The sequence below is a fragment of the Bellilinea sp. genome (assembly GCF_053501535.1).
The window spans coordinates 19,768-35,619 of sequence record NZ_JBRCOK010000022.1; the positions used below are offsets into that span (position 1 = coordinate 19,768).

At 56.3% G+C, this 15,852-nt stretch carries 15 protein-coding genes; 5 read left to right on the forward strand and 10 right to left on the reverse strand.

What is annotated here, in order from left to right; translation table 11 throughout:
- Positions 1–2 precede the first annotated feature (2 nt).
- Both ACWIZX_RS01670 and ACWIZX_RS01675 read right to left on the reverse strand, forming a co-directional pair.
- Positions 3–683, reverse strand: a complete 681-nt coding sequence (locus tag ACWIZX_RS01670; protein WP_448334619.1) for an MSMEG_4193 family putative phosphomutase — start codon at positions 681–683, stop codon at positions 3–5.
- On the reverse strand, positions 652–2,046 hold the full coding sequence (locus ACWIZX_RS01675) for an AAA family ATPase (RefSeq protein WP_322792802.1): 1,395 nt from the start codon (positions 2,044–2,046) through the stop codon (positions 652–654). The genes ACWIZX_RS01670 and ACWIZX_RS01675 overlap by 32 nt, the downstream gene beginning before the upstream one ends.
- Positions 2,047–2,158: 112 nt before the next feature.
- Here ACWIZX_RS01675 and ACWIZX_RS01680 point away from each other — a divergent pair, with 112 nt between their 5' ends.
- The gene (locus ACWIZX_RS01680) at positions 2,159–3,112 is read left to right on the forward strand and encodes an LCP family protein (protein ID WP_448334620.1); all 954 of its coding nucleotides are present in this window, start codon (positions 2,159–2,161) and stop codon (positions 3,110–3,112) included.
- On the opposite strand, the gene ACWIZX_RS01685 is transcribed toward ACWIZX_RS01680, so the two are convergent.
- The gene (locus ACWIZX_RS01685) at positions 3,078–3,863 is read right to left on the reverse strand and encodes a PIG-L deacetylase family protein (RefSeq protein ID WP_322792804.1); all 786 of its coding nucleotides are present in this window, start codon (positions 3,861–3,863) and stop codon (positions 3,078–3,080) included. The genes ACWIZX_RS01680 and ACWIZX_RS01685 overlap by 35 nt on opposite strands.
- Positions 3,864–3,899: 36 nt before the next feature.
- Positions 3,900–5,558 carry an ABC1 kinase family protein gene (locus ACWIZX_RS01690; protein WP_448334621.1) on the reverse strand — a complete coding sequence of 553 codons (1,659 nt, stop codon included), beginning with the start codon at positions 5,556–5,558 and terminating at the stop codon, positions 3,900–3,902.
- A gap of 91 nt (positions 5,559–5,649) precedes the next feature.
- Between ACWIZX_RS01690 and ACWIZX_RS01695 the strand changes: the two genes are divergently transcribed.
- Together ACWIZX_RS01695 and ACWIZX_RS01700 are read left to right on the forward strand one after the other, a co-directional pair.
- Complete coding sequence (locus ACWIZX_RS01695) at positions 5,650–6,981, forward strand: MFS transporter (RefSeq protein ID WP_448334622.1); 1,332 nt, start codon at positions 5,650–5,652, stop codon at positions 6,979–6,981.
- A 227-nt stretch (positions 6,982–7,208) separates the two neighbouring features.
- A complete protein-coding gene (locus ACWIZX_RS01700) occupies positions 7,209–9,110 on the forward strand; it encodes a cellulase family glycosylhydrolase (RefSeq protein WP_448334623.1) in 1,902 nt (633 codons plus the stop codon).
- Here the strand turns inward: ACWIZX_RS01700 and ACWIZX_RS01705 are convergent.
- The 3 genes from ACWIZX_RS01705 to ACWIZX_RS01715 are packed head-to-tail and all read right to left on the reverse strand — an operon-like array spanning position 9,067 to position 12,605.
- Positions 9,067–9,801 (reverse strand): M48 family metallopeptidase, encoded by a 735-nt coding sequence (locus ACWIZX_RS01705; RefSeq protein WP_322792808.1) that lies wholly within the window; start codon positions 9,799–9,801, stop codon positions 9,067–9,069. The genes ACWIZX_RS01700 and ACWIZX_RS01705 overlap by 44 nt on opposite strands.
- Positions 9,798–11,651, reverse strand: a complete 1,854-nt coding sequence (locus ACWIZX_RS01710; protein ID WP_448334624.1) for a glycosyltransferase family 39 protein — start codon at positions 11,649–11,651, stop codon at positions 9,798–9,800. Before ACWIZX_RS01710 ends, ACWIZX_RS01705 begins: the two co-directional genes overlap by 4 nt.
- A 30-nt stretch (positions 11,652–11,681) precedes the next feature.
- On the reverse strand, positions 11,682–12,605 hold the full coding sequence (locus ACWIZX_RS01715; protein WP_448334625.1) for a ribonuclease Z: 924 nt from the start codon (positions 12,603–12,605) through the stop codon (positions 11,682–11,684).
- 380 nt (positions 12,606–12,985) lie between these two features.
- On the opposite strand from ACWIZX_RS01715, the gene ACWIZX_RS01720 reads away from it, so the two are divergent.
- Together ACWIZX_RS01720 and ACWIZX_RS01725 are read left to right on the forward strand one after the other, a co-directional pair.
- Positions 12,986–13,474 (forward strand): DUF4395 domain-containing protein, encoded by a 489-nt coding sequence (locus ACWIZX_RS01720; RefSeq protein WP_448334626.1) that lies wholly within the window; start codon positions 12,986–12,988, stop codon positions 13,472–13,474.
- Positions 13,474–13,893, forward strand: a complete 420-nt coding sequence (locus ACWIZX_RS01725; protein WP_448334627.1) for a thioredoxin family protein — start codon at positions 13,474–13,476, stop codon at positions 13,891–13,893. Before ACWIZX_RS01720 ends, ACWIZX_RS01725 begins: the two co-directional genes overlap by 1 nt.
- A gap of 16 nt (positions 13,894–13,909) precedes the next feature.
- Here ACWIZX_RS01725 and rarD read toward each other — a convergent pair whose 3' ends face one another.
- The 3 genes from rarD to rlmB all read right to left on the reverse strand — a co-directional run.
- Positions 13,910–14,797, reverse strand: a complete 888-nt coding sequence (rarD, locus tag ACWIZX_RS01730; protein ID WP_322791834.1) for an EamA family transporter RarD — start codon at positions 14,795–14,797, stop codon at positions 13,910–13,912.
- A gap of 46 nt (positions 14,798–14,843) precedes the next feature.
- Positions 14,844–15,194 carry a rhodanese-like domain-containing protein gene (locus ACWIZX_RS01735; RefSeq protein ID WP_448334628.1) on the reverse strand — a complete coding sequence of 117 codons (351 nt, stop codon included), beginning with the start codon at positions 15,192–15,194 and terminating at the stop codon, positions 14,844–14,846.
- The coding region (rlmB, locus tag ACWIZX_RS01740) for a 23S rRNA (guanosine(2251)-2'-O)-methyltransferase RlmB (RefSeq protein ID WP_448334629.1) at positions 15,191–15,852 on the reverse strand (662 nt) is incomplete at its 5' end. The genes ACWIZX_RS01735 and rlmB, both read right to left, overlap by 4 nt.

The window sequence follows — 15,852 nt, forward strand, 5'->3', positions numbered from 1 at the left end:
GCTTATGACCTCGCTTTTTTGTCTGATTTGGGCTGCGGGGCAGGCTGCCACATGAAGCCGGCAATCTGGTTAATATGGATGACCAGCGGTCGTTCCCCCTGATTTACCCGCACCAGTGATAAAGAAGCAGGGAAGACCACCAGACGGTGAAAGTCGTTGAGCGCCATGTTCAGGTAATGTGCCAATGCCAACCGGATAATATCCCCGTGCGCCACGGCTGCGATGACCGCCTCCGGCGGGGGCGGCTTGCCTTCTTCAACAGGACGGGCATGCTGACGCGCCAGATTTTCCAGTTCCTGCACCACCCGCTGCTGGACTTCGACCAGCGTTTCGCCGTTTGGGAAGCGTACACTGGCGGCATCTTCCTGGACGGTTTTCCACAGCTTGATGCGTCGCAATTGCTTATAGGTACGTCCCTGCCACTCGCCGTAGTCCACCTCACTGAGCGCCGGGCGGATTTGGACGGTCAACCCGCGCATTTCGGCCAGCGGTTGGGCGGTTTCGAGGGCGCGTTCCAGCGGGCTGGAATAAACCGCTTCGATGGGGGCATGTTCCAGCGCTTTGGCGAGTGATTGAGCCTGTTTCCTGCCGTTCTCGTTGAGATGCACCCCCGGTAATCGTCCCGCCAAACGACGATGCATGACATCATTTTCACCGTGGCGAATCAGCAGTATCAGGGTCATCGTTTTTCTCCATAGGGGGTGGTTCTTCTAAACCCAGCGCCTGGGCCTGGGCTTTGCGCCAGCGTTGCAATCGCTCGGCGACTTCGGCTTCGTACCCCTGTTGTGACGGGGTGTAAAAAGTTGTACCCAGCAGAGCATCCGGCAGGTACTGCTGGCCGATATGATGACCGGGAAACTGGTGCGGATACTGGTAACCGGCGCCATGCCCTAACCCCTTGGCATCCCGGCTGCTGTCCATCAGGTGCTGCGGCACCATACCAACCCCATGTTCCTCAATCCATTCTTTGACTTTGAAGTAGGACAGGGCGGTATTGGACTTTGGGGCGGTGGCAAGATAGAGCGTTGCCTCGACGATGGGAAAAATTCCTTCCGGTAAGCCGACATACTCATAAGCATACGCCGCCGCAGCAGCCAACTGCAAAGCGCGCGGATCAGCCAGTCCAATATCCTCGCCTGCCAGGATCAGCAGGCGGCGCAGGATAAAGCGCGGGTCTTCCCCGGCGATCATCATTTTGGCCAGCCAGTACAGCGCGGCATCCGCATCCGAACCGCGCACCGACTTGATGAACGCCGAGATGGTATCGTAGTGGGCATCGCCGTTGCGGTCGTACAGCACGGCGCGTTTTTGAATCGATTCCTGGGCTACTTCCAAAGTGATATGAATCACTCCATTTTCGTCCGGGGGAGTGGTTTCCACAGCCAGTTCAATGGCATTCAACAGGTTGCGCGCATCACCGCCGGAAACACGAATCAAATGACGACGGGCGTCTTCATCCAGTTGAATGTTTTTACCGCCGTAACCGCGCTGTGAATCGCTCAATGCCTGATCAAGGATGTGGTTGAGGTGTTCTTCGGTCAACGGCAGCAGCTGAAACAGACGCGAACGCGAAACCAGCGCCGGGATGACATCAAAATAAGGGTTTTCGGTTGTGGCGCCAATCAGGGTGATCATGCCGCTTTCAACATGCGGAAGCAGGGCATCCTGCTGGGCTTTGTTCCAGCGGTGAACCTCATCAACAAACAGGATGGTGCGTTTGCGCTGCAAACGGCGACGTTCGGTGGCTTCCTGAATGACGCGGCGCAGGTCGGCTACCCCTGCCAGAACCGCTGAAATGCTTTCAAAATGCGCCTGAGTAGAGTTGGCAATGATTTGCGCCAGTGTGGTCTTGCCGGTACCCGGCGGGCCAAAGAAGATAATGGAGGAAAATAACCGGTCGGCTTCGATGGCGCGGCGTAGCAATTTGCCCGGCCCGATAATGTGTTCCTGCCCGACAAATTCATCCAGCGTACGCGGGCGCATGCGGGCTGCCAGCGGCGCTTCATCTTTCATTCTTTCCTGCATGGCATGGTTGAAGAGATCCATAGATTTATGCCTAAAGATGAGTATATCACGAACGCGCCTGGCCTAAATGCAGAAGGTTATGCGCTGAAAACGCCCATTTTTGGGTTAAAATTCGGTGACAGGTGAATGAAAAATGACCGAACAAACGCCTTTTCAACCGGCACATCCGCCGGAAACACCGTTGCGGATTTCGGCTCCACTGCGAGAGGTTGACCCGAACGAACATTTTCAGGCCATTCCCGTACGGCCCGCCAAAAAACGTCGTCGTTGGGGGGCAGGCTGCTGGCTGGTTTCTCTGCCTGGTTTGGGATTGCTGGCGGTTTTGTTGTTGTACTTCTTCGCGCCGTTGCGCACCAACATCTTGATTTTGGGGATTGACCGCGCTCCGGATGGCAGCGCGATGGGACGCAGTGATACCAACATTCTGCTCAGTATCAATCCGCTGCAGCCGGATATTAAAATGCTCTCCATTCCGCGCGACCTGTGGGTGAACATTCCCGGAGTCGGCGAAAACCGCATCAACACGGCCCACTTTTTTGCCGAAATTGACCAGCCCGGTTCCGGGCCGCGCGCTACGCTGGAAACCGTCCGGGTGAACTTTGGGCTGGATGTGCCCTATTACGTGCGCCTGCGCTTTGACAGTGTACAGCCCATCGTCGAGGCGATGGGTGGGATTACCATTGAACTGGATCAGCCGACTGCCGGTTACCCGCCCGGCAGACACACGCTCAACGGCGAACAGGCGCTCGCCTTTGCCCGCAACCGCACCGGCACGGATGATTTTTACCGCATGGCGCAGGGGCAGCTGCTTTTCAAAGCCGCCTTCCGTCAGATGCTCAACCCGGCCTCGTGGAGCCGCCTGCCGGCGGTGACTGCCGCAGCGTTGGAATCGGTGGACACCAACCTGCCCGTCTGGCTGTGGCCGCGGCTGGGGTTGGCCTTGCTGCGCGCCGGCCCGGATGGGATTGATAATCGTACCCTCGACCGCGAGATGGTCACACCCTTTACCACCAGCGGCGGGGCGAATGTACTGCTGCCCAACTGGGAGCGCATCAATCCGCTGCTGCAGGAGATGTTTGGGCGGTAATCTGCCCGCCGCTTATATACTTCTGCCAGTCTTCATCGCTCATCAGCGTGATGACGCGGAACGATTCGGCGTAGGCCATCTCTTTGCCTTTGCCGCTTTCGGCAGCCCAGGTTTTAATCATCTCGGCCGGATCCCATCCTTCCATCTGGCTTTTGTGCTGTTTCAGGGCTTCGATTTTTAAATCAATGGTCTCCTCGATGTTGACAAAGGTATCACCGCCATCCCAGGCGGATATGTACACTTTGCGCACTTTGTGGGCTTTCAGTCCCTCTTCGGACAGCTCTTCAAACACCTGAGGCTGACCGGCAGCTGGAAAGACGGCGTCCAATGCGGCGGTGGCCGCCGCGCGGTGGTCGGGGTGGTTGATGTAGGTGCTGTTGGCAAATACCACAGTCGGGTCGCCGCAGATGACGACTTCCGGGCGAAAGCGGCGGATTTCGCGCACCAGTTTTTTGCGCAATTCGAGAGTCGGTTGGAGTAAGCCGTCCGGCTCACGCAGGAAGACGACCTCGCTGGCGCCGATGACCCGCGCGGCCGCAGTCTGCTCCGCTTCGCGGATTTCAGCGGCACGGGAGCGGGTCATGCCTTCTTCGGCAATGCCGGCATCACCGCTGGTGCAGAGGACGTAGGATATGCGGCATCCAGCGCGTGCCCAACGCGCCAGTGTCCCGGCACAGGAAAATTCAACGTCATCCGGATGGGCAACGATGACCATAGCGCTTTCGGGGATGTAAAGATTTTTACTGGACATGAATTCACTCCAATCGAGAGGGTTGATTTCAGAAATTTAAGGCAGGAACAAAGGCACAATCAGACTGAGCAGCGCAGCGGCAACAAAGCCGACTGCCAGAATGGTCTGATCGGCAAGGTACAACTGCACCGCGCTGAACAAAAAAACGGCAAAGAACAGGCTGGCTGTAAGCCGGCGCAGAGCCTTTTCAACCCGGCTGATTTGCTGTTTCAATTCCGGGCTGCGGAATTCCAAACGCCCCTGCTCCAAACGGGTGAGCAGCGTATCGGCGCGGCGCGGCAGGTTGACCAGCGTGCGCAGGGTATCGCCAGCTTCCAGCACCCAACCGCGCAATCCTCTCCCGCCCTCCTCGGCAATCAGCCGCTGGGCGTAGGGGATAATGCTGACCCATACGTTAAAGTTTTCATCCAGCCCGGTACAGATGCCGCTCAAAATCGACAGACAGCGCCCCAGAAGGATCAGATTATCCGGGAGCTGGAAGGGAGCATCATAAATCAATTCGCGAAACTCGGCAATGAAGGCCATAGCCTCGCTTGTGCTGAGGGCAACCAATTCACTGGTGGATTTGCCCCAAAACCGATCAAAAGCGCGCTGATTTGCCTGACGAAGTAATTCCAGATCGGCGCCGGGCAGTAAAACACCCATGATCTGATAAGCCTTGATTACCCGATCGGCATCCCGCTGCCCAACCGCAATAATCATCTCGCGAATGCCTGCGAGAATGGTTGGCGTGACTTCACCGGCCATGCCAAAATCCACAAAGACCAGTTTCCAGCCGGGGGTTTCTTCCTCTTCATTTGACGGGAGGGGGTGAACAAAAAGATTACCCGGGTGCGGGTCGGCGTGAAAAAAATGATCGTCCAATATCTGCTTGAGGTAGGCATCGAATAAACGTCTGGCTACCTCAGTCGGCTCAATACCGGCGGCGAGCATGGCTTCCTTGTCGGTGATCTTGATGCCGCCGACTTCCTCCAGTGTCAGGACGCGGCGGGTGGTGTAATTCCAGTGGATCTGTGGGACGAGAATCTCCGGATCATCCGCAAAGTTGGCACGGAAAACTTCGGCATTTTTGGCTTCGTGCAGGTAGTCAATTTCTTCCAAAAGGGTGCGGCTGAATTCTTCCAGCAGGGCGGGGACGTTGGCACGTCGGCGCACGGGCGGGTATAAATTTACCCAGCGGCCAACCATCCGCAGGGCTTTTAGATCCACCTCCACAATCGCTTCAATGTTCGGACGCTGAACCTTGACCACCACCGGCAGGGGAGTTTCTTCACCATCCGTGGAGAAGAGGCTGGCACGGTGTACCTGTCCAATAGAGGCAGCCGCCACGGGTGTTGGCTCAAAGTAAGCAAACAGACTTTCTAACGGGCGTTCAAATTCGCTTTCGATGACGCTGCGAATAGCCTCAAACGGCTCGGCTGCCACTTCATCCTGCAAGCCGGATAGTTCGCCGGTGATTTCCGGCGGCAGAATGTCTAATCGCGAGGACAGCCATTGCCCGACCTTGATCATCACACCACCTAGATCAATCGCCAACCGCCGAAAGCGGGCAGCAATCCGTTGCAGCCGCCGGGCGCGGCTGCGGCCTGACCATCTGCCCAATCCGATAAATGGCAGGAAGATGTCCCACCAGATCAGGTGCAGTAGAACCCTGCCAAAGAACCACAAAATGCGTTGATAACGGCGTCTTAACATCTTTGTTGGGATTATATCACCGCCCGTTTGGGGAATTGGAAGCGGGTGTATAATCGGCATATCTCACCCTATCTGCATCATCATCCCTGTAATGACGATTAAATCCCTACCATCCAGCGGCGGGAGGGCATCTGTAATTGGTCGGGGAACATTCCGTGCCCTGCGTCACCGCAATTACCGCGTCTGGTTCATTGGACAAACCATTTCCCTGATTGGCACCTGGATGCAAACCATGGCGCAACAGGTGCTGGTTTATCGGTTGACCGGTTCAGCGGCGGCATTGGGAATTGTCAGTTTTGTTGGTCTGATTCCAGTCATTCCGCTATCATTTTGGGCCGGCTCGCTGGCAGACCGCTACCCCAAACAAAAGGTGGTTCTGTTTGCCCAAATGGGGATGATGATTCAGGCAATTGCGCTGGCGTTGTTGACCTTTCTGGGCATGGTGGAGATCTGGCATGTCTACCTGCTCTCTTTTCTTTTCGGCGCGCTGACCGCCATTGACCTGCCAGCCCGCCAGGCGTTTACGGTGGATCTGGTGGAGGGAAAAGAGGACTTGACCAATGCGATTGGTCTGAACTCGGCCATGTTCAACCTGGCGCGCGCGCTCGGCCCTGCCCTGGCGGGGATGGTCGTGGCTGCAACCGGCGAGGCGATCGCCTTTTTCCTCAATGCGGCAACTTTTCTGGCGGTGATTGCCAGCCTGTTACTGATGCGCAACCTGCCCGATTCCTCGCACTTGCTCCATCAACAGAGCGGTACGCTGCGCCACATGGTGGAGGGGATGCGTTTTGTTTTTTCCAATCGTTCGATTGGGGTGTTGATCAGTCTGGTGGCGGTCAGCGCCTTTCTCTCCATGCCGTTCAATACGCTGATGCCGGTTTTTGGCGGTGAGATTTTAGCCGCCAGCGCTGCACCGGTCATTTCGCTCTTCTGTGACGGTCAGCGTGGCTGGTTCCAGTGCCAGGCCCCGCAAGCCCTGCCGCTGGGTATTTTACTGACGACGGTTGGCATCGGTGCGGTGATTGCGGCGCTGGTGGTGGCTTCTCTACCAACCGGGGCGCGGCGCGGGCGCTGGTTGACCTTTGGCAATCTGGCTTTTTCCGCTCTGTTGCTGGGGTTTGCGCTCTCACGTTCGTTTCTGGTTTCGGTGGTGATTATGCTGGGAACAGGATTTTGCTTTGTGCTGCAAAACGCACTGGCAAACACCCTGTTGCAAATTGCTTCCCCGGATGACCTGCGCGGACGGGTGATGAGTTTTTACACCATGACCTTTCAGGTCACCATGCGGCTGGGGGGATTACAGGCCGGTCTTGTGGCGGACTGGTTGGGCGCTCCGTTTTCGGTAGGGGTGGGTGCGCTGGTTTCGTTGTTCTACGGGCTGTTTGTTGCCTTGCGCTACCCGGATGTGCGTGAGATGAAGTAAGCCTCAGCCTATGGACAATTTTGTGTAAAATTAATAATCAACGTGAGTTTGGGATAAGATAAAAACGTTGCATGCAATGCCAATGACCCCCACCTGCACCTCCCCCAAAATCGCCACTGCGATTTTGGGGGAGGCGGGAGGGGGATGAAAATTTGAAAGTTGATGTAAAAATGATTTATCCCGAATTGACGTTAATAAAGTTTATTGTTTGGAGATGACGACATACCATGCGCGTTGAGGGGCCATATTTCAAGGATGAAGAGGGGCGTACCCTGATTTTGCGGGGGGTTAATCTGGCGGGTTCCAGCAAAGTACCTGCCGTCCCGGACGGTGCAACCTACCGCAGTGAACAGTTTTTTGATCACCGCCATGTGTCATTTGTCGGGCGCCCCTTCCCGCTGGAGCAGGCTGACGAACACTTCCGCCGGCTGCGGGCGTGGGGCCTGACTTTCCTGCGTTTCCTGGTCACGTGGGAAGCCATCGAACACGCCGGGCCGGGTCAGTATGATGAAGCCTATCTGGATTACATTCGCGCGGTTCTGCGAAAAGCAGCCGAATATGATATTCACGTGTTCATTGACCCGCATCAAGATGTGTGGAGCCGCTTTTCGGGCGGCGATGGAGCGCCGGGCTGGACTCTGGAAGCGGTGGGGTTTGACCTGCACCATTTGCATGAAACTGGCGCCGCCATCGTCCATTCCCAACATGGTGATCCGTTCCCTCAGATGGTCTGGCCTTCCAACAGCAGCAAACTGGCTTCGGCGACGATGTTCACGCTTTTCTTCGGCGGAAATCACTTTGCCCCCCAGACCAAAATTGAGGGTGAGCCGGTTCAGGAATATCTGCAGCGCCATTACATTCAGGCGATTACCCGGCTTGCCGAACGGGTGTGCGACCTGCCGAATGTGGTCGGTTATGATGTTTTCAACGAGCCGCTTCACGGCTATATCGGCTGGAAGCGGCTGGACAGGCGTGAAGGCGTCCTTCAAACCGGTGAAACGCCCACGCCGTTCCAGTCCATGCTGCTGGGAGCCGGTTACCCGCAGTGGGTGGATATCATGGATCGGCGGGTTTTCGGCATTCACCGGGTTGGGCGAAGGCTGGTCAACCCCAACGGATTATCGGCGTGGCGGGAAGGGTACACCTGCATCTGGCGGCAGCACGGTGTGTGGGATGTGGACAGAAGCGGAAAACCGGTTTTACTTCAACCGGAATACTTTACCCGCTACGAAGGGAAAGAAGTGGATTTTGCCAATGATTACCTTAAACCCTTTATCAACCGCTATGCCAGGGCAATCCGCCAGGTGCAGCCGGACGCGCTGATTTTCGTGGAAGGGGAGGCATTCAATTCTGTTCCGTGTTGGGGGCCGGGAGATGTCCAGAACATCGTTTATGCGCCACACTGGTATGATGCCTTTGTATTATTCTTCAAGTCCTTTGTGCCGTGGCTGGGGGTGGATGTGCGCAACGGCGGACGACTGGTATTCGGGCGCAAAGCCATCCGCAAGTCGTTTGCCGAGCAAATTGCTCACTTCCGCGAACAGGCGCGCCGGTGTTTGGGCAATGCACCGGTGCTGATCGGCGAATTTGGGATTGCCTTTGATCTGAATCGCAAGCAGGCTTATCTTAGCGGGGACTATTCTCAGCAGATCGCAGCATTGGATCGCAGTTTACGAGCGATGGATGACAATCTGATGAGTTTCACCATCTGGAACTACACGCCGGATAACACCAATCTGCGCGGCGACCTGTGGAACGATGAGGATTTGTCCATTTTCTCCCGCGATCAGCAAACCGATCCGGAGGATATTTACTCCGGCGGAAGAGCGTTGGCGGCGCTGCTGCGTCCCTATGCCATGAGAACAGCCGGTGAGCCGTTACAGATGGAGTTCGATTACCGCAGCGGGCTGTTCCGCTATCGCTTCCGTCATGACCCGCAAGTGAGTGCGCCGACCGAATTGTATGTGCCGGCTTATCAATACCCCAACGGTTGTCAGGTACAGGTTTCGGATGGGGAAGCGTCCCTGGATTTATCCCAACAACGATTAATTTACCGCCACACCCCAAACCGCCCCGAACATGAGATCATTTTGCGGCGGGTGGATAGGGCGGCAACGCCTGGTCGTTGATGCGCTCAAGCGTCAGCCGTGCGCCGTATTGCCTGAGCCATTGTTTGCGGGCTTTGTAATCGGGCAGGATGCGAGCAACTTCGGCCCAGAAGGCGCGGCTGTGATTGGGATGTTTTAAATGAGCCAGTTCGTGGACGATAATGTAATCCAGAATTTCCGGCGGCGCCATGACCAGCCGCCAGTTAAGCGCGATATTGCCGTTGCTGCTGCAGCTGCCCCAGCGGGTACGCGCCTTGTTGATGCGTACCTTAGCCGGTTTTTTGCCAATAAGTTCTGAAAATTTCGCTACACGGAGCGGAAGAGTCAAATTGAGAAAATTGGTTAAGAACTGCTGCAGAACCGTATGGGCGTTGGGCAGCAAGTCGCTGCTCATCACCAGCCGGGTCGTTTCCAGCCGCAGGGTTTCGGTTCGGGTTTGGATGACCCGCAGCGGATAGGTTTTACCCATCACATAAACCAGATCTCCACTTTGAAAAGGGCGAGCCGGCGATCCTGCCTTTTCAGCCTGAACCTGCAAAACCTGCTGGCGGTGTTTCTCGATCCAGCTGCTTTTGCTGGCAACCCAATCCAGAATATCCTTTTGGGGCAGGTGCAGCGGAGCGCGCACTTCCAGCGAGCCGTCCGGACGGATAATGAGCGCAAGGGTTTTGCGTTTGCTGCGAATCAGCCGGTCAATATTTGGCGGGTTCATGGCGGGTCACTTCCGTAATAGCGTTCAATTGCCTGGTGGTCGGCTTCGATCAGATACACGTCCATGTGACCGAAACTGGCTAAGCGGCGGGCGGTGGAGAAATCGAAAAAGCCGTAATCCGGGCCGCGCTCGCGGATGACCTGTTCGAGGGTCTGCTGATGGGCAGTGCTGACCAGCACAAATGCGCGCCGGAAGGGGATATCCCTGCGTAGCATTTGGCGCGGCAGGTTGTACTGGTAAAAGTAGTACCATAAGGGAGCGTCTTCCGGTGCGGTAATGATCACCAGATCGCCGGATTGGAGGTGGGGCTGAATAAAACGCAGCGACTGTTCAACCCCTCCATAGCGCCGCTCACCCAGCGGAGCGCGCTGCACGATATATATCACCGAACCGGCCAGCAGAATTATCGAGAACATGGCCAGCAGCCCGCTCCTTATTCGGGAAGGATTCTTGAAAAGGTGTGAAACGGTTTCAATAAGATACGCTAGCCCTGCGGCTGCCCAAATCAGCATCAACGGCACTAAAAAAAGCCAGATGCGCGCCCAGGGGTTGGGACGTTGAATGAATACGATGACCGGAAGGATGACCAAACCGGCCTGCAGGGGAATGGGCAATCGGCTGAGCCGGGAATGAAAGATCAACCCAATCATCCAACCCAGCCCGAATAAACCTACCAGCGCCGGATGGACGAAACGCGTCCATTCCTGCCAGGTTTCGGTCACGCGCGATTGAAGGGTTGGCAGAAACCACTCGCGGGCAACCGGCTCGACCCATTGATTGGCGACCACCGACTTAATTCCGGAATTGAGAAAGACCGGCAGGTAGAACAGCCCCGCCAGCAGCACCGTGAGACTCCCGCACAGCAAAACTGCCAGCGGAAAGGAAAAGCGCCGCGATCGGTCAACTTTACCGCTCACCCAAACCAGAAAGAGCCAAAAATAAAGCATGGCTAACGAATAAACAAACACCGGCACCGTGTAAAGCCCCAGCGCGCCGAACAAAGCCAGTAACAGCCAGTGAAAAGCATTTCCCTGACGGAGTAAGTACACGGCCAGCCCGGCGTTCCATAAGGTGAACAATGCCAGAAGGGTATAACCGCGTGCATTTACCGAGAAACTCACCAGCACTGGTGCCAGGGCAATGGTCAAACCGGCCAGCCAGCCAGCGGCAGGGGAATAGAGCCGCCGCGCCAGGCCATAACCAAACGGAGCGAGCAGTGCCCCGGCTATCAAAGCCGGTAGGCGCACCGTCCATGGTTGAACACCGAACAGGCGGTACGAAAGATGGACGAGAAGGGTGTGGAAGAGGTGATTGTTGGGGTAATGGTAATCACTCAATCCCAGCCGCAGGGGTTGAACAGCGAATACGCTGAAGGTGTAGGCTTCGTCATGTTCCATGGGGACGTTGACGAATAACCCCCTTATGACCAGCCCGACGACCAGTAGAGCAGCAGCCGGCAGCCATATTTCTGGCTGGCGGAGTGAATTAAAAGATTCGTCCAGGCCGCGTTTTGCATCGGCGGGCAGGTTTTGAAAGGCATTGGTAAGGGTTTGTTTCAACCAGACCGCGGCAATTCGAAAATGATAGGGGAAGCGCAGGGCGATCACCGCGCAGCCGCTCAGCAGCAAGCCGCTGATACCCAGCACACCCTGAAAGACTTTCCAGAGGGCAGGGGTGAGCAGTTCGAGACTGCCGTCGCGGGCAAGCAAATCACCCAGCTGGCGGGCAGCCGGGTAGGGGAGTACAGCGAGCAGTAAAAATCCAACTCCTGAGATCAGCAAAGCCCCGGCCGTCACTTTGTGGGACTTATGGAAGCCTTCATCCGTAAGGGGAGGGACGCGCTTGCTCATGGGTGGATGTGTGTACGCGGGTTGAATCGGTCACGGGCTGGCGCGGCGAATTTGAAAGACATCAAAATCGCGGGCAACCACCGTATTTTCAAAGACCGGTTGGGCTTCAGCCAGAATATCTTTTTCGCGGTAACGGCGCGAAACATGGGTGAGAATCAGCTGGCGTACTTCGGCTTCCCGCGCCAGTTCTGCCGAGCGGCGGGCGGTCATGTGGCCAAAATGGCGCGCCATCTCGGCTTCTTCTTCCAGATAAGTAGCTTCGATGACCAGCGCATCCACCCCGCTAACGATTTCAATCAAATTGTCGGGATCGCCGACATCTCCAACGATGGCCAGCCGTGTACCGGGGCGGAATTCACCCAACACCATTTCCGGCAGAATGGTGCGTCCGTCCTCAAGGGTGACTGCCTGACCGGTGACCAGATCGCGGCGCAGAGGGCCGTTGGGAATGCCGAGTTCTTCGGCCTTTTCCGGCAGAAAGGGGCGGCGGCCTTTTTCTTCAAACAGGTAGCCAAGGCTTTCGGCGCCACGGTGAGAAACCGAAAAAGCCTGGATGGTGAAATCCTCAGCCTCGAAGATCAAGCCGGGCTGTACGACGCGCAGGTGCAGCGGCATGGGCGGCTCGGCGCCGCGCAGCACAACGCCGTAAACCAGGTCATATACGCGATCCAGTGCGCTGCGTGTGCCGATGATTTCCAGTTCGTCAATCGATTCCCACCGCATGAAGGTGGAAATCAGGCCTGCCAGACCGAGAATGTGATCGAGGTGTCCGTGGGTGAGCAGGATGCGGTTCAGATTTTTGAAGCCAATACCGGACTGTAAGATCTGGCGTTGTGTTCCTTCGCCGCAGTCTATCAAAAAGCGGTGTTCGTCTTTTTTGACCACCAGTGCGGGCAGGTTGCGGCGTACCGAAGGAGCTGAAGCAGATGTGCCTAAAAAAATGATTTCAAACAAGGCTGGCAAAATTCCTTAAGAATACAGGGATAAACCCTGCGCTGCCTATTCTCGAAGGCGGGCAGGCAGGGCGTCATCAATACAGGCTTTATTTTACCCTACTTCACGGCAATGAATTGATCTGGTTTTGTAAAATGAATTTGCTCGGTCGGGCTTGTAAAAAATCAAAAATAAGACTAAAATTATCGCATATGATCGCTGACACATACGTCATTTTACTCAACAATACCTGCATGTGTATGCGGCGGGGGGTGCTGCCCGCCGTGGTGTGCCAGCGTTAGTTCTTCACAGGCACGATTCAACCAGCGGCTGCGCCCTCTGCATCTCAACGGAGCGGCGCAGTTTTTTAATTCTCGTCCTAGGTCATTGCGGAGGCTGATATGAAACCCCTACAACCCATTGATCATTCTGCTTTACGAACCAATCAAGCGCTGATCATCCTCTTGCTGTTGATTTCCTTTATTACCAACCTGCCACTGCTGGCGGGGCTGGTAGGTGTGGCAATGCTGAGCGCTGCTCTACTTGGACGGCCGGCGTTCGGTTGGGTTTATACCGCTTTGCTCAAACCGCGCGGCTGGCTTAAGCCGGATGTGCTGATGGACAACCGCCAGCCGCATACCTTCGCGCAAGGGTTTGGCGGCGCGGTGCTGCTGATTTCTGGGGTCTTGTTCCTGAGCGGTTTACCGTTGATTGGCTGGGGATTGGTCTGGCTGGTGATTGCGTTGGCATCGCTTAATCTGTTTGTGGGCTTTTGCGTGGGGTGCGCCGTGTACTACTGGCTCAACCGCTTGCAGGTGCCGGGCTTCTCCCAGTCACCACCGCCGGGCACTCCGGCTGGCTGGCGTCCGCGCCGGGAGGGGCAGCACTGATGGACGACGTGCTTAGCCGCATCCTGTGGGCTGGTCTGCTGATCGGTGCAGGGGTTGGATTTTTCCTGTTGGTCAACCGCACCATTCTGCACCGAACGGCGGGTTTGAGCAGATACCTGCCTGGCTGGCAGCCCGGCAGGCCGGTCATTCTTTATTTCACTACCCCAGACTGCGCTCCCTGCCGCACCATTCAACGCCCGGCGTTACAGCGGGTTCAGGCGGAGTGGGGTGACCGTTTGCAGGTGATCGAATTGGACGCTACCCGTCATGCTGACCTTGCCAAACGCTGGGGTGTGTTGAGTGTACCAACCACCTTCCTGCTGGATACCAGCGGCAAACCCCGCTTTGTCAATCACGGCGTTACCCATGCCGAACACTTGATGGATCAACTGCGCCGATTGAGTGGTCAGGCCGGCTGAACGGCTGCCCGGTTATCTACGGTACGGGCTGAGGATGCAATGTACGCTGATTGTGAAGGTAACTTTCCAGTGAGAAGATGAGCAGCGCCAGCCAGATGAACCCAAAACCGATTGCGCTGGACAGGGTGAATGGTTCGTGATAAAGCAGCACGCCGAGCAGAAATTGCAATGTGGGAGCGATATATTGCAGCAACCCCATAATGGTCAGGGGCACGCTTTGCGCTCCGCCCGCGAATAATAGCAATGGGATGATGGTCACCAGCCCGCTCAGCACTAGCAGCAGATTGGTCATCGGCAGCGTGTGCAGGAAAGTCCCTTCGCCGCGCAGTTCGGCAAACAGCAGGTAGGCGAACATGGGCGGGAAAATCAAAGCCGTTTCCAATGCCAGCCCTCTGCGCGGCCCAAGCGGCGCAATTTTTTTGAGCAAGCCGTACAGACCAAAACTGAACGCCAGTACCAGTGCAACCCACGGCAACTGGCCGTAGCGGATGGTCAGGTAAGCCACTCCCACGGCTGCCAGACCGACCGGCAGCCATTGCAGCGGCCTCAATCGTTCACGCAGGAAAATTACCCCCAGAGAAACGCTGACCAACGGGTTGATAAAGTACCCCAAACTGGATTCGACCACCCTCCCCTGATTGACCGCCCAGACGTAGGTCAGCCAGTTGATCGCCAGCAGGATGCCGGCAGCGAGGTAAATCAACACGGTGCGGCGATTAAGGGAACGAATGAGCGGATTGATTTCGCGCCGGAACAGAAGATAGGCCGCCAGAAAAATGAACGACCACACCACGCGGTGCGCCATGATTTGTAGAGCAGGTACACCGTGCAGCCATTTGAAGTAAATTGGGAAAAAACCCCATAGAACATACGCCGAAATTGCTAATAAAATGCCTTTTTTCATTCCATGTCGTCCGTGATGCAAAATAATCTGGAATGATACCAGAAAATCAGTATATTCCTACACTTCCGTCTACCTGACGGGCATAGGCATCAATCCCGCCGCGGAGGTTGTAGACCTGCTGCCAGCCTTGCGCCAGCAGCCAGGCGGCCACAACGCGGCTGCGCTCGCCATGGTGGCATAAAATGACCAGAGGTTGCTGCGGCTCTCGGATCAGCGGCGGGAGGGCATCCACCCCATGGGCTGCCAGTTCGGACATGGGAAGCGCTAAAACGGCAGGATGCTGAAGAAAAGCCCGCGTCCATTCGTACGGCTCGCGAATATCCAGAATAAGCAGGTTGGGGTTTTCCTGCAGTTGGCTGTAAAGTTCTAGAGGGGTAATCTCCGGCGGGGGATTCATGCAGCGGCCTCCGTTTTCTTTTGCTGGCGGGTCATCCAGGAGAGGTAGAGGGCAATGGAACCTGCCACGGCTGCATTGAGCGATTCGATATTGCCGCGCATGGGCAGGTTGACCAGCATATCGCACTTTTTCGCAACCAGATTCCGCATTCCTTCGCCTTCATTGCCAACCACCAGCGCCAGTGGCGCATCCAGCGGAGCGTGTGAAATCGGTTGAGCTGCCTCGCCGGCCAGCCCAACCACCCAAACACCAGCTGACTTAAGCAGATCAATGGCCTGCGCCAGATTCATCTGGGCTACCAGAAGGTGTTCGGTTGCACCGGCTGAGGCGTGAACCACGGCTGGGGTAATGCCGGCAGCCCGCCGCGGAGGAATGATGATGCCATGTGCGCCAACCGCTTCGGCCGTACGCAGTAAAGTTCCCAAATTCTGCGGGTTCTGCAGCATGTCCAGCAGCAGAATCAGGGGCAATTCCTGGCGTTGATTGGCGCGTTTGAGAATCTCGCTGTAATCGGCATAAGGGTAAGCGCTGACCTCCAGCGCAATGCCCTGGTGACCTTCACCCAGCGCATCCAGCTGTTGTCGCGGGACACGTTGCACCGGGATGCGCCACCTGGCGGCTTGATTGAGAATTTCGGTTAATTTTCCTTTTTCTTCCG

Coding starts and splice junctions, on each gene's coding strand:
- ACWIZX_RS01725 (WP_448334627.1), top strand. CDS start 13,474: ATGGACGACGTGCTTAGCCGCATCCTGTGGGCTGGTCTGCTGATCGGT.
- ACWIZX_RS01675 (WP_322792802.1), bottom strand. CDS start 2,046: ATGGATCTCTTCAACCATGCCATGCAGGAAAGAATGAAAGATGAAGCG.
- ACWIZX_RS01710 (WP_448334624.1), bottom strand. CDS start 11,651: ATGAGCAAGCGCGTCCCTCCCCTTACGGATGAAGGCTTCCATAAGTCC.
- ACWIZX_RS01670 (WP_448334619.1), bottom strand. CDS start 683: ATGACCCTGATACTGCTGATTCGCCACGGTGAAAATGATGTCATGCAT.
- ACWIZX_RS01685 (WP_322792804.1), bottom strand. CDS start 3,863: ATGTCCAGTAAAAATCTTTACATCCCCGAAAGCGCTATGGTCATCGTT.
- rarD (WP_322791834.1), bottom strand. CDS start 14,797: ATGAAAAAAGGCATTTTATTAGCAATTTCGGCGTATGTTCTATGGGGT.
- ACWIZX_RS01690 (WP_448334621.1), bottom strand. CDS start 5,558: ATGTTAAGACGCCGTTATCAACGCATTTTGTGGTTCTTTGGCAGGGTT.
- ACWIZX_RS01700 (WP_448334623.1), top strand. CDS start 7,209: ATGCGCGTTGAGGGGCCATATTTCAAGGATGAAGAGGGGCGTACCCTG.
- ACWIZX_RS01720 (WP_448334626.1), top strand. CDS start 12,986: ATGAAACCCCTACAACCCATTGATCATTCTGCTTTACGAACCAATCAA.
- ACWIZX_RS01695 (WP_448334622.1), top strand. CDS start 5,650: ATGACGATTAAATCCCTACCATCCAGCGGCGGGAGGGCATCTGTAATT.
- ACWIZX_RS01680 (WP_448334620.1), top strand. CDS start 2,159: ATGACCGAACAAACGCCTTTTCAACCGGCACATCCGCCGGAAACACCG.
- ACWIZX_RS01705 (WP_322792808.1), bottom strand. CDS start 9,801: ATGAACCCGCCAAATATTGACCGGCTGATTCGCAGCAAACGCAAAACC.
- ACWIZX_RS01735 (WP_448334628.1), bottom strand. CDS start 15,194: ATGAATCCCCCGCCGGAGATTACCCCTCTAGAACTTTACAGCCAACTG.